Annotated in this window: 14 protein-coding genes; 13 read left to right on the top strand and 1 reads right to left on the bottom strand. The window is 32.3% G+C overall.

Annotated features, from left to right (window positions below):
- Positions 1 to 19: 19 nt before the first annotated feature.
- Positions 20 to 1,573, bottom strand: coding sequence for an AcpB/EbpR/MafR family transcriptional regulator (locus tag ACVWNY_RS10580; RefSeq protein WP_218326310.1), 1,554 nt, complete (start codon positions 1,571 to 1,573; stop codon positions 20 to 22).
- Between the two features lie 283 nt (positions 1,574 to 1,856).
- Here ACVWNY_RS10580 and ACVWNY_RS10575 point away from each other — a divergent pair, with 283 nt between their 5' ends.
- From ACVWNY_RS10575 to ACVWNY_RS10515, 13 genes are all read left to right on the top strand, one after another.
- Positions 1,857 to 3,101 (top strand): O-antigen ligase family protein, encoded by a 1,245-nt coding sequence (locus ACVWNY_RS10575; RefSeq protein ID WP_461211735.1) that lies wholly within the window; start codon positions 1,857 to 1,859, stop codon positions 3,099 to 3,101.
- Positions 3,089 to 4,138, top strand: a complete 1,050-nt coding sequence (locus ACVWNY_RS10570; RefSeq protein ID WP_454071344.1) for a glycosyltransferase family 4 protein — start codon at positions 3,089 to 3,091, stop codon at positions 4,136 to 4,138. The genes ACVWNY_RS10575 and ACVWNY_RS10570 overlap by 13 nt, the downstream gene beginning before the upstream one ends.
- Positions 4,139 to 4,242: 104 nt before the next feature.
- Positions 4,243 to 4,827 (top strand): YveK family protein, encoded by a 585-nt coding sequence (locus tag ACVWNY_RS10565; RefSeq protein ID WP_454071343.1) that lies wholly within the window; start codon positions 4,243 to 4,245, stop codon positions 4,825 to 4,827.
- Between the two features lie 31 nt (positions 4,828 to 4,858).
- Entirely contained in the window at positions 4,859 to 6,070 is a 1,212-nt protein-coding gene (locus tag ACVWNY_RS10560) for a polysaccharide pyruvyl transferase family protein (RefSeq protein WP_454071342.1), read from the top strand.
- Positions 6,067 to 7,479: an oligosaccharide flippase family protein gene (locus ACVWNY_RS10555; protein WP_454071341.1), complete on the top strand. Its 1,413-nt coding sequence runs from the start codon at positions 6,067 to 6,069 to the stop codon at positions 7,477 to 7,479. Before ACVWNY_RS10560 ends, ACVWNY_RS10555 begins: the two co-directional genes overlap by 4 nt.
- Positions 7,476 to 8,201, top strand: a complete 726-nt coding sequence (locus ACVWNY_RS10550; protein ID WP_454071340.1) for a WecB/TagA/CpsF family glycosyltransferase — start codon at positions 7,476 to 7,478, stop codon at positions 8,199 to 8,201. The genes ACVWNY_RS10555 and ACVWNY_RS10550 overlap by 4 nt, the downstream gene beginning before the upstream one ends.
- Positions 8,198 to 9,466 carry a glycosyltransferase family 4 protein gene (locus ACVWNY_RS10545; protein WP_454071339.1) on the top strand — a complete coding sequence of 423 codons (1,269 nt, stop codon included), beginning with the start codon at positions 8,198 to 8,200 and terminating at the stop codon, positions 9,464 to 9,466. Before ACVWNY_RS10550 ends, ACVWNY_RS10545 begins: the two co-directional genes overlap by 4 nt.
- Positions 9,444 to 10,136, top strand: a complete 693-nt coding sequence (locus tag ACVWNY_RS10540) for a winged helix-turn-helix domain-containing protein (protein WP_218326299.1) — start codon at positions 9,444 to 9,446, stop codon at positions 10,134 to 10,136. Before ACVWNY_RS10545 ends, ACVWNY_RS10540 begins: the two co-directional genes overlap by 23 nt.
- Positions 10,137 to 10,421: 285 nt before the next feature.
- On the top strand, positions 10,422 to 11,105 hold the full coding sequence (locus ACVWNY_RS10535) for a sugar transferase (protein WP_438719500.1): 684 nt from the start codon (positions 10,422 to 10,424) through the stop codon (positions 11,103 to 11,105).
- 35 nt (positions 11,106 to 11,140) lie between these two features.
- Positions 11,141 to 11,914 carry a YveK family protein gene (locus ACVWNY_RS10530; protein WP_218326296.1) on the top strand — a complete coding sequence of 258 codons (774 nt, stop codon included), beginning with the start codon at positions 11,141 to 11,143 and terminating at the stop codon, positions 11,912 to 11,914.
- Positions 11,915 to 11,931: 17 nt separating this feature from the next.
- A complete protein-coding gene (locus ACVWNY_RS10525) occupies positions 11,932 to 12,615 on the top strand; it encodes a CpsD/CapB family tyrosine-protein kinase (protein WP_454071338.1) in 684 nt (227 codons plus the stop codon).
- A 64-nt stretch (positions 12,616 to 12,679) separates the two neighbouring features.
- Complete coding sequence (locus tag ACVWNY_RS10520; RefSeq protein WP_454071337.1) at positions 12,680 to 15,514, top strand: immunoglobulin-like domain-containing protein; 2,835 nt, start codon at positions 12,680 to 12,682, stop codon at positions 15,512 to 15,514.
- A 16-nt stretch (positions 15,515 to 15,530) separates the two neighbouring features.
- Positions 15,531 to 16,013 carry a DUF4352 domain-containing protein gene (locus ACVWNY_RS10515; protein WP_454071336.1) on the top strand — a complete coding sequence of 161 codons (483 nt, stop codon included), beginning with the start codon at positions 15,531 to 15,533 and terminating at the stop codon, positions 16,011 to 16,013.

The raw sequence follows: 16,013 nt of genomic DNA, 5'->3' as shown, positions 1-16,013 counted from the left end.
GAGTAGTTAAAATATTATTTTAACTACTCGTGCTTTTTAGTTCGGGTAATTTTTTTTGTTGATTTTTTTTGAGATAAAGACTGCTTAGTATTTTTTCTAAAGTATAAAAATCGAGCTTCGTTGGTTCTGTTGGAATGACGATATTTGGTGTTAAAGATTGCTCTGCTACAGAAATTTTTTTAGTGGAAAGAAATAAATCCATTGATCTGCTCTTAAATAAACAATCATTATGGGTGTAAATTTCTAATTTATATTTATCAATAAACTCATTTTTGATTGTTTTAATGAGTTTTTTTTCTTCTAAACTTGATAGATCCGATTCAAAAAAAATCTGCAAAGGTTCTTCGATTTTTGAAAGCAGCGTGAGGGACTCTAGTAATAGTGAATAAACTGAACGTAAAAAGTTGGTTTCTTTAAAAAGTGGGAAACCCGTCTCACTATACAGTAAAGAAATCAAAGTTTCTGAAAGACTCTTTAAATGAATGGGTAGCTGCTGGTTTGAAACATCAAATAAGCCATTTAGGTTGGTTGCCGTCTGATTTTCGTTATGAAATATTTGTGCGCATAAATGTGCACTGTATAAACTTTGACTAACCAGTTTAAGGTCATCTTTTTGAATGAAAAGATTTTGGTTATCCAATAAAATTTTTTTAAATGCTTCGACCGATTGGAATAACTGTGTCTTTCTTTCATAATGAAATGTCGTGAACTTTTTTAAAATGTAACTGTCATTAAACACCTCATCTTTTGTGAAGATGTATAAAAAAAGAAATCCGATTTCTTCTCGATGATAAAATTCTTTTGGTAAAACATCCTTCAATTCATAAAAAAAATGATCAAATAAGTCATTTTTCTCAATATTTTCCTTTAATTCTTTCGATAAAGTGATGTACTTTCCCTGTTTTGTCCGTTCAATGCCTATTGCAATCATGCAAAAGAGCTTTTTATACCCAAAGTCTGACAGACATAAATGAAAGAAAGGAATAACTTTATTAATAATTTTTTCCACTTTTAATTTTGTTGTACTGCCATAAAGCCAGGTGTCTTTGGTATAGGAATGAAACAAGAGCGATAGACTTAATCGACGAATTTGGATTTCACTACCAATTAGTTCCAGAGAACGTCGTTCGATTGAAATCCCCTTAGGTAAAAGTTTTTTTCTGAATTTATTAATCATTCGCCACAAAGAAGATTCACTTACGTAATATTCATGTGAAAACTGGATAATTGAAGGGATTTTTGAAAAAAAAATTTTCATTAGAAGCTGATAATTAATCGTTTCTTCAATAATTTTAAAGACTAAATCTTCTAAAGCAGTCTCAAAGTCATAATCTAAAAAAAAGCCTTTTTTACTATGACTTTTAATTACGATTTCTTTGTTTAAGGAGAAAGTATCAATGTCTTCTTCAATAAATGTTAGGTACTTTGAAATTGTCCGTTGATTAATCTCCAATGTCAATGACAATTCATCTACAGAAACCCAAGTTTTTTTTTCCATAAAGAAATAAATGATTTTAATTTTTGTGACTGTTTCTTTATCAAACAGATCAGCAAGTTGATTAATTGGAATCATTTTGCATGATAATCTCCTTCCAATAAGTCAATGACTTATTTTTAATGTAGTAAATATTTTAAAAAATTATAAATTCGAAAAAAATAAGGACTTGTTAATTTAAGTTTTAATAATAAACACACTTATAAGTATATATGTTAAAGATAAAGTTATTCTGTCAGAAAAATGCTAAAAACTAACAAAAAAAGATGTTTATTAACTAACTAGATAGAATAATATTAATTATATTTGTTGTGACAATTTGTTAATTCTAATGTAGGGGAGAAACATTTTGATTGATCGAATGAAGGCGCAAGGCTTTTTATACTTAATAATGATTTTTCCATTAATTGATATTTTTAATGGGGTTTTTATATCTTATGGGCATAATATTCCTTTAGGAACAGCTTATCGAATATTTTTTATTGTATACATAATATACGGTGTTTTATCAAAAGGCATAAAACTTAATGGTAGTTATGCTCTACTAATTATTTCACTCTTTTTATTTATAATACTCTGTATTGTTCAAACTATTTTTTTTGAAACGACTATTTCTTTATTAATAGAAGAATTTTCTTATGTTATTCGTTTTTCATTGTGCTTGTTGATTCCTTTTTTTGCTAATCAATTTGAAGAATATTTGTCAATTAAAAAAATTATGAACGTAGCCATCTCCTTAAATGTTCTATTAATTGGGGGCTTAATTATCCCTTATTTTCTTGGTTTAGGGAATAGCACATATGATGATACAGCTGGTTTTAAAGGTTTTTATTTTGCAACGAATGATATCGCTTATGCTTTTTTAATTATGCTTTTTTTCATGGGCTGGCTGCTTATTCAACGAAAAAGAAGATCGATCCCTGCCGGTTACTTATTGATTCTTTATTTTCTTGATATGTATTGTTTATTGATTTTAGGAACAAAGTCAGGATTGTTGGCTGGTTTGATCTATTCTATTTATTTGATTTTCCATTTTCTTTATCGCTATCGAAGTCAAACATTATATGAACAATTTTTTGTTTTTGAATTTTTGTTAGCTATGCTTTTTTTTCTATTAGTAAAAGGAAAAGAGTTCATATTAGGATCTCTATCTGGAGTGCTACAACGATTTGCTTATTTTAGAACACTGTATCAAGACGATTGGGTAAGGCTATTTATGAGCTCTCGAAATGTCTATCTTAAAGAAGCTGTAGATAATTTTTTACAATTGCCTGATAATCAATATATTTTTTGGTTCGGCCAAGGTTTTGAAAACCGTTGGAATTGGTATGGAAGAAGAGGCGGATTAGTCGAAATGGATTTTTTTGATATGTTTTTTTCTTATGGAATTATCGGAACTATGATTCTTATAGCAGTGATAGTTTATTTTTTAAAAGTAGCCTTGTATCAAAAAGCGAATAAATTCAGCATTTTTTTATTAGTTTTTACCATTATATATAGTCTTTTAGTGGGACATGTATTTTTCTCAGCATTATCGGCAACGGTGTTTGGTTTTATGTGCATGTTTATCCAAGAAGTAAAGAAGGAGCAAGTATGTCAAGAATAATTATGGTAGGACCAGAAAGTACTGGCAAGGGTGGGATTTCAACAGTTATTAAAAATTTCATTCAATATTTCCCCGAAAATAATAATTTGCAAATAGATTATCTATTTTCTTGGCATGAAAATTGCAAATTACGCTATGCTTTACAGTCGTTTGGACAACTATGGCACAAAACCCATGCCAAAAAAATAGCAATTGTTCATTTTCACGTGTCGCAAGATGCTAGTTTTTACCGAAAATCTGTTTTGTTAAAAGCAGTCAAAAAAGGAACAAAAACTATTTTTCATATGCATGCACCAAATTTTGAAAAATTTTACCAACAAGCATCTGAAAAAAAGAAACAATATATTCGTAAGATATTGGATCAAATCGATTTAATTGTGGCTCTTAGTGAAGAGTGGGCTGTGTATTATCAGTCTTTGACAAAGACAGAAGTAATCGTGATTCATAATGCTGTTTATGTACCACAAGATAATCATTATCAAGCTCAATCAATGAACATTCTTACTTTCGGTCGAATCTGTGAACGAAAAGGCAGTCAGGACATTGTCACAATTGCATCAAGACTTGAAAAAAAAATACCAAAACTACGATTTCATCTTTTCGGTGATACTGATGAAACGACAGTTAATATTATTGCAAAAATAAAACAACTTGATTGCAAAAATATTGAGCTGCATTCTTGGACAACAAATCAACAAGATCTTTTAGCTGATTGTGCTTTACACTTACTGCCCTCTTATCATGAAGGTGTTCCAATGGCTATTTTGGAAACGATGGCTTTTGGGGTTCCTAATTTGGCAACTGATGTTGGCGGGATTAAGCAAGTCTTAGAGGACAAGAAGAATGGTTTTTTAGTTGTACCAGGTGACGTTGATCAAATGGAAGAAGATATCTTGAACTTTTTTTCTAATGTAGAAAAACGAAAAGACTTTTCTGTTCATGCCAAGCAAAAAATTGAAGACCATTTTTCTATTTCAGCTTATTTTTTAATTTGGGAAAATGTATATGAATCATTATCTGAGACAGGAAAGGAGTAATCATGTATTCATTTAAAGATTTCATATATTTTCTTTGGTTACACAAGAAAAGTATTGTGATAATGACATTTTTATTCACGGTGATAGGTTGTGCAGGCTTTGCCTTGACAAAGGGTTTTCAATATTCTAATCATGTTTCTTTTTTATTGTCAGCAACAGATGAACAGACTGAAAAAAATTCTTTTGAAGGGGAAGATGAACAAGAAATTGAAAATAGAATCATCAACAGCAATATCAAACTAGTGGAAACATACAAAGAAATGGTTAAAAGTGACACCATGATTCAACAAATTCAAAAAGATAATCCTCAAAAAAATTGGTCAGAAATTTTGAATGCTCTGACAGTCAACAGCAGTATCAATTCACAAATATTCACTGTAGTTGTTACTACTGATAGCCCTGAGCAAAGTCAAAAAATAGCTAGATCAATAGGGAAAAACTTTCCAAAAGTAGTTGGAAAAAATCATTTACCGCGAGAAGTTTTTGTTCTTGCAACAGAATCAACTGAGACCAGCCGTTCGCCTAGTTTTTCTAAATTATTAATTGAAGCTCTGTTACTGAGTTTTATTTTAAGCACTTTTTGTAGTTTTATTTGGGACAATTTATATAAAAGAAAATACATTCAAAACTCGGAAACCGTCCAGTCCCTGATCGGGGTAGAAGTTATCGGAGTTATTGATTATTACTAAATACAGAAAATATGAAAGTAGAGTTTAACAAATGAAAGCAATATTAGTAAGTTTCATTGACAGTACAAATATAGGGGATCGTTTGATAGCCGAAGTTTTATCTAAAGAGTTATTGACTGGTATTGAGACACGTAAATTTAGTTACAAATTGCTTGAGGATTCTCAAATTAAGCTAGATAAAAATTTAGTTCGTCGATCGGAAGTTCATAACATCTATTATAAGTACTTTCGTCAATTACCTTTTGTAAAAAATTTGGTCAGCCACAGTAAGTGGCTAAAATCTCGCAAAAAAATGTATGATCCGGAAAGTATCCAACGATTTGAAGAGGCTTTGAAGCAAACCGATCTTTTAGTAATTGGAGGTGGGAATGCGATTTTTGATTTATCACCAGTTACGTTATCTGCGCAACGGTTTGATCAAGTAGTGACTTTGGCAAAACAATATCAAGTGCCGATATTTGTAAGTTCAATTGGTATTGGTCCCTTTTGTACTGAAAAACAAAAGCAAGCGGCTGTTGAGACATTAAAAAAATGTGACTATATTACTTTTCGCGATTATCGATCTTGGCAATACATGAATGGTTCTCATCATCCTGCAGTTTACCCTTCAGTTGACCCAGTGTTTCTTTTACCAGCAGAAAAATCTTTCGAGCAATTAAAAGCTCAACGCGATGGATTCCAGCGTATTGGTATTTGTGTGATTGATTACCGGATTACTGGTTGCTCACAGAAAGAATATTTACGGTACTTAAAAGATTTAACAGCTTTAATTCAACGTCTAGTTGACCAACAAAGAGAGATAGTTTTATTTTCTTCTGAAGTTCAAGATTATGAAACAATTGAAACTATTTATAGTGAGTTTCAAAGACAGCCGCAAGTAAAATTGGTTCCTATTAAAGATAAAGAGGAGTTACTCACGTTATATCAAACTTTGAATCTAGTAATTGGTACTAGGATGCATTCGATGATTGTGGCAGTTTCACAATATATACCTATTATCGGATTATCTTGGCAACAAAAAGTTGTTGAAATGTTTAAAAATCTTAGCATTGAGAATGATGTTTTTCCGATAGAAGAATTACATGTAAACACGGAACTATTAATAAAAAAAGTAGATGAAAGATTAGACAATAATCAGCAAATGATCAATCAGGTGAAACAAGGTAAAGAAGACATGCAAAGTGCTTTTACAATTAATTATCAGATCATGAAAACTATTCAGAACAGTTTGACAGACCTATGAATCAATATAAAAAATTATTCAATGATTCGCTGATTTTTGCTATTGGTAGTTTTGGGAGCAAATTAATTACCTTTTTTTTAGTAGGTTTTTATACCTACTATCTAACTAAGGCACAGTATGGAACTGCTGATTTATTGATAAATACAATTAATCTTTTACTTCCAATTGTTAGTTTAAGTGTCTCAGAAGGTGTATTGCGTTTTGTATTAGATAGTAAAAGCAAAAAAGAACAGATGAACTGGTTATCAGTAGCTTTACGAATTAATTTGATAGGTCTTGCTTTTTCGGGAGTTTTGCTATTAATTGTCTATTTATTAGGGCTACATTGGACAATCTCTTCAAGTATTGGGTTGTTAAGTTTTGTTCTATTAACAATTCAATCATTTCAATTAATTCTTATGCAATATATCAAAGCGGTTGGTAAATTAAAAATCTATGCAGCAAACGGCATTATTCTTTCATTGCTGACTTTACTTTTTGGCATTCTATTCTTTCGGCAAATGAATAACAAATTGGTAGCTTATTTCTTGTCATTAGTAGTTGCCAATAGTTTCTCATTAATTTTTTTAGTTCTTAATATTTCTTGGAAGGATATGTTCTTTAAAAAGTCGGCAAGCAGTTTTCAAAGCAAACAAATTATTAAGTATAGTTTGCCACTAATTCCAAATTCTGCAATGTGGTGGATATTGACTACCTCTAGTCGTTTTATTATGACCTTTTTCTTAGGGGTAGCAAGTAATGGAATGTACGCTGCTGCAAGCAAAATACCTAATTTATTATCGGTGCTTGGTGCTATTTTTATGCAAGCTTGGCAGTTATCCGCAGTTGAGCAATATCATAAAAAAGATGCGGGTCTCTTTTTTCAAAAAGTATTTAATCACTACAGTACCTTTTTATTGTTTTCTTCAGGTATGATCTTACTATTTTTGGATCCATTAGCAGCCGTTTTATTGTCTAAAGAATTTTATTTTGCTAAAGCGTACATTCCTCTTTTATTGATTAGTAATTTTTTCTCCTGTATTTCAGGTTTCTTTGGCACTACTTATATAGTAGTGAAAAAAACAAAAGGAATTTTGACTACTTCATTAATCGGAGCAGCAGTGAATTTGGTAGGTAGCTTATCATTAATCCCATTAATTGGCATTAATGGAGCGTCTTTAGCTTCTAGCTTAGGTTTTTTCATCATTTTTTATTTACGTAAACGACAAACTAATCATTTAATGGACAGTCAATTAACTACTGGAACAATGTTTTTACAATTGGGTTTATTAATTGTTCAGATCATGTTGAAACAGTGGGGAGGATTCTCCAAAATATTCCTGTTTACCAGTCAAGGATTAATTATTTTTTTGATTGTTCTAATTGGATTATACCGTAGTAATTCAGGTCAGAAAGGGGCGTTAAAATGAAAAAAATAAAATTATTTGACCTCCTAATAGATAATGGAAATTTGCAGGAAACTGTTGAGGAAATGGTGGAGAGAATCAAAAATAACGAGGTAATTGAACACATTGGGGTGAATTCTAATAAAGTAGTTCTTTGTCAAAAAGATCCTAAAATAAAAAAAATTATTCAACAAGCCGACATGGTGAGTGCCGATGGTTATTCGATTGTATGGGCTTGTCGGTGGCTTAAAAAAATGAAAATTGAACGAGTTACCGGCATTGACACCATGACAGAATTACTTAAAAGTGCTGAAAAAAATGGTTTGAGTTTATATTTTTTGGGTACTAAAGAACGCATCTTAAAACAATTATTAATAGTACTCAAACAACAGTATCCAAATTTGAATATTGTTGGTGCTCAAAATGGGTACTTCAAGGATGAGACAGCTGTAGTAAAAGAAATTGCTGAGTGTCATCCGCAAATTTTATTCATTGGAATGACTTCTCCTTACAAGGAAGAATTTGTTGCTAAGTATAAAAGGAAGTTCAATGCTAATTTACTGATGGGAGTAGGCGGTAGTTTTGATGTGTTGGCAGGAGAAATTTCACGAGCGCCTACATGGATGCAACAAAGTGGCCTGGAGTGGCTACACCGGTTTATGAAAGAACCGAAAAGACTTTATAAACGCTATGTTTTTGAGAATATTTATTTCATTTACTTAGTGATAAAGGAGAAATTTAAATGAAGAAGCTTCGGGTAATGTTACTCACTTATGGGAAACTGCCTATTCCAGCAGTAAAAGGCGGTGCTGTTGAAACTTTATTAGATTCTTTAATTGAGGAAAATGAGAAACATCAATTATTAGATTTAATCATAGTATCTAAAGATGATGTGGCCATTACCGTTTTTAATAAAACTCACAAGTTTAGTAAGGTGATCGCAGTCAAAACAAAAGAACGTCCTTTAAGATGGTTCATGCAAAAAGTTTTGAATAAAGTGTGGTTCATGTTAACTGGGAAAAAAAAGAATTTGATTCCCTACCCAGAGATAATGACTAAAGCTCAAGATTATTTGCAGAATACTGCAGTCGATTGTCTAGTGGACTTAAATTGTCCTGAAAGAATTCCCATTATTCGGACATTTTTTTCAGGTAAATTAGCGGTCTATTTACACAATGATTATTTAAATGACCAAACTATGAATGGAAAGGAAATTTTACAACAGTTAGATGGAGTCATGTCAGTCTGCGATTTTTTAGCTAAACAAATAAAGAAAATCCCCAAAGTCAAAGAAATGCCACCATTTTATCGAGTAAACAATGGGATTAAATTAGAAGATTATCAAATGGCAAGCCCGATTGAGAAACAAACACTTCGGTCGGAATTAAGTCTAAAAAAAGACGATTGTGTCATTGTATTTTCTGGGCGAATTACGGAAACCAAAGGAGTACATTTACTGCTAGCAGCCTTAGATAAAGTTAAATTTAAAAAAAATGTGAAAGTTCTAATACTAGGTGGTACAACTTATAGCGCAATTAAAAAGGATAACTACTTCAAAAAAGTCATGGCTCAAGCAGAACAACTACCGATCGAAGTAAGATTCACCGGCTATATAAAAAAGACAGAGGTTCCTTCTTATTTAAAAGCAGCCGATATTTGCGCCGTTCCATCAATCTTTCATGAAACTTGTTGTCTTTCGGCTGTCGAAGCACAAGCAATGGGGATACCAGTAATTGTCACTAGAATTGGTGGAATTCCAGAATATATCAGTGAAGATAGTGCGCTTCTAATTGATTATGATAAAAATTATATAAATAATTTCGCCAAAGGGTTAGATCGATTAATTCATGATGATAAATTTCGTAAGCGATTAAGTGATCAGGCAATAAAAGGAAGAAACCGACATTCACAAAAACGCTACTATGAGGAATTTGTTAGGAGTATAGAACAATTAACTGAAACCGAACAGTTAAAGAAGGAGGAAAGTCATGAAAATATTAATCTTGACTAAAAATGTATTAGCTGAATCAAGTTTCCAAAATAAACTACAACAATTAAACCATGAAGTTTTTTGTAGTACTTGTCTGATAAGCGATTTTCATTTGATGGCGAAAAAAACTACGCAATTAGTTACTTGTTTTGATGCAGTAATCTTAAGTGAAACTATTTCTTACCAAGAATTGGATGAACTAATGTTCAATATTCGTAATCAAGTTCCTGCTATTTTCAGAAAGTATGAAAGTAAATTTGCAAAAAATTACGAAGAAGAACGAACAGAGTACAGTATAGATCAATGGATCAAAAGTGATGCTTCATTGGAAGAGATTCGAGAATTGTGCCAGACAGTTCTCCAAACAGAAATCGCAGAAATAGATAAAGGAAATTATAAAAAGAAATATCATTTTTATAGTTTTGGCTTATCAAAAAAAGAAAGTTTACTTTTGAATTGTTTGTATGAATATAAAGGACTGTACGTTTCGAGACAAGAACTGATTGAAAAAATTTGGGGAAAAGAAGAAGTTACTAATTCAAGACTATCTGCTTTGTCCACCTGTGTCCGTAACATCAAAGAAAAAGTCGAAAAAAGTGGGCTATATTGCAACCCGATTGATACCTCATGGGGGAAAGGATATAAAATTTCAGATGACTTCTATCAATTAATTGAAAATAAGGCAGGTTAGCTGAAAGTTATATAATATTAATTTTTATAGAGAATTTTTAATTAAAAATCTAAAAAAAACGAAAAATTAACAAAAAAAGAAAGAAACTTGCATTAAATATCATTCTGATTTAAAAAAATAGTGTTTTTTGAATATAAAAATTCAAAAAAGAGACAATTAATTGATGGTTCATTAATTCCCTTCTGTTTTATTATTACTTTGTTAGCTGTAATGACTTTAAAGAGCAAGGTCTAATTAATAAAGAAAAATATATCGGTAATTTACCGATCATTTGGAAGTGAAAAGATGAATAACATTTATGAGAATAATCCTGCAATAGGAAAATTTGATTTAAAAAACAAAACAAGTTTGGCTTATTCCGACTTTTTGGGAAGTAAAACCAAAAGACTTATCGATATTATTATCAGTTTTGTAGGGCTCATTGTTCTTTTAATTCCTTTTGCTTTAGTGAGCTTGCTGATTAAAATAGAAGATCCTAAAGCACCTGTTTTTTTTAGTCAAAAGCGAGTTGGTCAAAATGGGAAGTATTTTATCCTATATAAGTTTCGGACGATGTCTGTGAACGCAGAAAAACGTTTGGCAGACTTGACTGAAAAAAATGAAATTCAAGGCCCAATGTTCAAGATAAAATGTGACCCGCGCATTACTCGTGTTGGTCATTTTTTACGAAAGTTTAGTATTGATGAATTTCCTCAATTATTAAATGTATTAAAGGGAGACATGTCGATTGTGGGACCACGACCAGCTCTACCTAAAGAGGTTGATCAATATTCGGCTTATCATCGTTTAAGATTACTTGTAAAACCTGGATGTACCGGTCTTTGGCAAGTAAGTGGACGGAATAAACTTCATTTTGAAGAAATGATCCGCTTAGATATAAGCTACATAAATAAAGGGAGTTTTCTTTTTGATTTAAAAATCATGCTAAAAACTTTTTTAGTCATTATCACCCATGACGGAGCTTATTAGACCAGTACATAAATTATCGGAGGCAACAAATTATTATGGATGAAAAATTCAATTTCACCTTTTTACTTCAAACAATTAAAGAAAAACTACCCATTATTATTTTTTGTAGTATCACGGGATTATTGATTGGTGGGTATATTTCTTTTTTCTGGATTACACCAAAGTACAGTTCGCAGACTCAAATGATTGCTGCGACCAAAACGACTGAAGAAAATATTTCAAATGAAATTACTGCCAATTTACAATTAGTAAAAACTTATAAAGAACTGGTATTAAGTGACTTAGTTTTAGGCGAAGTGCAACAAGAGCTGCAATCTGAAGAAAATCAGAATATGTCTATTAGTCAATTAAGAGAAGCAATCACGCTGGAACAACAGCAGGAGTCGCTTTTTTTTTCCATTCGAGCAGTTAGCGATCGTCCTAGGTTGGCTTCTTATTTAGCCAACACAACTTCTGAGGTATTTCAGGAAGCACTGGAAGATAGTCAGATACCAGGTGAAATTTCGATTACAAGTAAAGCAACAGCAAGTCGAAATCCTTTTTCACCAAATCATAAATTAAATTTAGTGTTGAGTTTATTTATTGGAGGAATGGTTGGATTTTTATTTGTCCTGTTACGAGCTAGCCTTGATCAAACAATAAAAACTGAACAAACAGTCTTTGAAATTTTTGGTACCAGTGCACTAGGAATTATTCCTCATACGACAAATGTAGATATGAAAATGTCTGCTAAAGATAAAGATCTTTTGAAAAGAGATCTCACAGGCACTTCAAACAGTGTTTCAAGAAGAAGAAGAAAAAGAGTTTAAATTAGGAGTAGCGAACAATGAGAGAAAGAGAAAACCGATTAATTGCGATTGAAAACAGATTTTCACCAATTACCGAGCAATATCGCAACGTACGAACAAGTATTCAATTTGCTGCTTCATCTGGAAGACCAATGAAATTACTTTTGGTTACATCAACTGAACAGGAAGAAGGAAAAACGACCTTGGCTTCAAATTTAGCGGTCGTCATGGCAGAAACCAATATAAAAGTACTATTGATTGATGGTGATTTACGCCGAGCAACTGCTGGGAAAATTTTTAATTTACGTACTGGCACAGTTGCTGGTTTAAGCACATTGTTAAGTAATGTTGGTAGTTCACTTGAAGAGGCTATTCAAAGAACACAAATTAAAAATTTAGATTTTTTACCTGCAGGACCGATTCCTTCTAATCCTTCAGAGCTGTTAAATTCAAATCGTTTAAATGAAATTTTTCAACAGGTGGAGGAAAAATATGATTTTATTATCGTCGATTCACCACCGCTTTTAGTAGTAACAGATGCTCAAATTTTCTCATCGAAAGTTGATGGCGTTGTTTTAGTGGTTCGAGAAAATCGTACGAAACGAAATAATTTAATAAAATGTAAAACCCTACTAGAGCGATCGAAAGCACGCTTAATCGGCGTTGTTTATAACGGTGCCAAATCTCTGAGTGCTGGAAATTATAATTATTATAAGTATTAGGGGGTGATGAATGATTAGGTTGAGATTCAATTCATAAAAGGAAAAAAAGAGAGGGGAAAAAAGAGTGAAGAAAAAGAAATTATTAACTATTGGTGCTAGCAGTTTAATGTTATTGAATGCAGGATTACTTCCCGTCGTATCGTTAGCTGAAGAAAAAACAGCGGGGACTGAGGAAGTATCGCCGGAATTAGCTGAAAGTTTAGCTGACAATAACTTGCCAGAAATTAATGCTGAACAACCAGCACCAGCGGAAGAACCAGCTGAATCTGCTGTAGTTGAAAATACAGAGGAAACGACTGAACAAAATGCTATTCAACCACTAGATGTTGGTTTGGTTGCTTGGGGAGAAATCGGTTTGAAGATGTCAACCGATAAAAATTTAGTTATCAACAACCAAAAAACAGAAGGTATTTTAACAGTTGATTTAAATGTTAGACAATTAGCTAACATGTCATACAACGACAAAACTTTTTATCAAGTAAAATTGCCTAATGAGTTTAAACCGTTGTTACAAGATCCGCGTTTCATCAATTATTTATCAGGTGAAATGAAAGCTTATAACTTTGGTATTCAAATTAAAGCTCAAAATTATACTTCAGCTGATATTAAAGTAGATCCAGATAGTTGCTCTTTAATTATTCAAAATCCAACAATTTCTACAATTATCGGGATTTTACCACGGGTTTATTGTTCAATTAACATCGATTTAGGTGGCTTCGTAACTGATACAGAAATTCGCGTGCCAAATTCCCTAGATGGAAAATATCACTTTAACACAGCTCTAACTCAAGACAACAACATTATTGATTGGACTGTTGGTGGCGGAAAAGAATCTAGTGGCTTCTTAGAATATGCTCAATTAGATCCAGCATACGGAACTGAAAAACCTGTTTTAACTGCTGAAGATCGAAAAATTATTTTAGGTGAAGACTTTACTGGTTCATTTGCTATGAGAGGTGTCTCTGCAATTGATAAAGAAGATGGCGATATCACTAAAAATGTAGTCATAATTGATAATCCAGTACAACCAAATGTACCAGGTGTTTACCCTGTAACATACAAAATCACAGATAGCCACGGGTTAACTGCTACTAAGACAATCAACGTAACAGTAGGTGAGAATGTATTACCGGTAATCAATGCCGAAAATAAAATTATTGAAAAAGGTGAACCTTTTAATCCATTAGAAGGTATTACCGCGCATGATGAAGAAGATGGGGACTTAACTTCAAAAGTCATCATCAAATCAAATAACGTCAATACTAATGTCGCTGGGAAATACTTTATTACTTATTCAGTAGAAGATAGTCATAGAGGAATTACCACTAAAGATATTGAAGTTGAAGTGAAAGAAAGTATTCATGGTATTACAGTGAATGATTATACTGTGGGCCAAGGGCTTATCACTGGTAACTATGAAGGTGATGTTTCTTATCTTGAATTTTATGTTGATGATAATTTGGTCTCTAAAGGTGGGACATTGAAAGATGGTAAATTCACCTATGAAGTGAGCAGTGGACTAATCAAGAAAAATTCAAAAGTTGTGCTAGTTGCTTATGATAAAGATCAAAAGAAATTAGATGAAAAAACTGTCAAAGTTCTATCTAATTATACTGGCACAATTTCCGCTTATGATTATACAGTTGGTGATGAGTACATTCGTGGAACGTACACAGGTGATGTGAAAAAAGCAAAAGTAATCGTTAATGGAAAAGTACTTTCTTTAGGTGGTTCTTTCAAAGATGGTGAATTTAGCTATTGGGTTGGTAAAAACGCAATTAAACAAGGTAACAGCGTATTAATTAACGGTTACGATGTTGATGGTGATGTGTTAAGCCAAAACAATAAAGTGACTGTAATTGCTGCACCTGCAGCAGCTGGAACTATTACACCAAATAATTTTTCAGTTGGAGCGGTCGAAATTACTGGTTCTTACACAGGTGATGTGAAAAAAGCTAAATTGTACGTTAATGATAAATTAATTTCACAAGGTGGAACATTTAGAAATGGTACTTTCACTTATTATGTAGGTCAAAATGTAATCTCTAAAAATTCAAATGTACGTTTAGTTGCTTTAGATTCTGAAAACAAAGAATTAGATAGTAAAACAGTCCGTGTTGAATCTAATACTTCAGGGACTATGCTAGCAAGTGATTATACAGTTGGAGATGAATACATCACTGGGGTTTACAGTGGAGATGTGAAAAAAGCGAAAGTAATTGTTAATGGAACTGTTTTATCACTCGGTGGTAATTTTGCTAATGGACGCTTTACTTATTGGGTAGGAACATCAAGAATTAAAGCTGGAGACAGTGTGATGATTAATGGTTATGATCAAAATAATTCGTTGTTGACTCAAAATAACCCAGTTACTGTCAAACAAGCGCCTGCAAAACAAGGTTCAATTTCTCCAAATAGCTATACTATTGGTAATGGTGAAATCACTGGAACATATAGTGGAGATGTACGCAAAGCTCGCTTATCAGTGAACGGAAATGTTATTTCTTGGGGCGGAACTTTTAAAGATGGACGCTTCAATTACTATGTGGGTAATGCTATTAAAGAAGGCGATAATGTTACTATGAACGCTTATGGAACAGACGATGTCTTACTGCAAGAAAACGTAAAAGTATCTTTTGCAAATTCATCTTATAATGGCAACATTTCTCCTAATGTATACAACGTTGGGGCAATTGAAATTTCTGGAGTTTATTCAGGTGATGTAAAACAAGCTTATCTTTATATAAATAATAGCTTGGTTTCAATTGGTGGAACATTTAGAAATGGATCCTTCACTTATTACGTTGGAAATGCCATCAAAAAAGGTGATATTGTCAATTTAGTCGCTTATGGTCCTGATGGAAAAGAATTAGATAGAAAAACAGTTCAAGTGAACTAATGAACGGAGATTTTGCATGAAAAAATTTTTATTGAGTATGATCGCAGTTGGTTTTGTTTTAACTGGGTGTAATTCTAACACTAACAATAAAACAGATGACAGTGGTAATAGCTCTGCTTCAATTGCTAAAGTGGAAGTAAAAGATGGTTTAAATGTGCCTTTTACAGCTGACGGTATTGAAATGAAAATCACTGAAGTATCCAGCAGCGAATCTGTAAATGAAGCTGAAAAACCTAAACAATTAATTACTTTTTCAGTCGAATACAAAAACATTGGTACCCAAGATAAAGGTATGGGAGCAATCGATTTTCAATTAGTAACGGATAAGAAAGATAAAACCTACAATGTAACAGAAGAAATGGAAGCTTTTGGTGGTGTGTTAAAACCAGAAGAATCAGCGACTGGTAAATTGTATTATCTAATTGGAACTGGAGAAAAACCAACAAAATTGGAGTATGCACCAACTGATAAAACTCTAAAAACATGGGACCTACAATAA

The organism is Enterococcus sp. JNUCC 77, assembly GCF_054819945.1.
The sequence above is the reverse complement of the archived record's forward strand: the minus strand, read 5'-3'. Positions and strand labels throughout refer to the sequence as shown.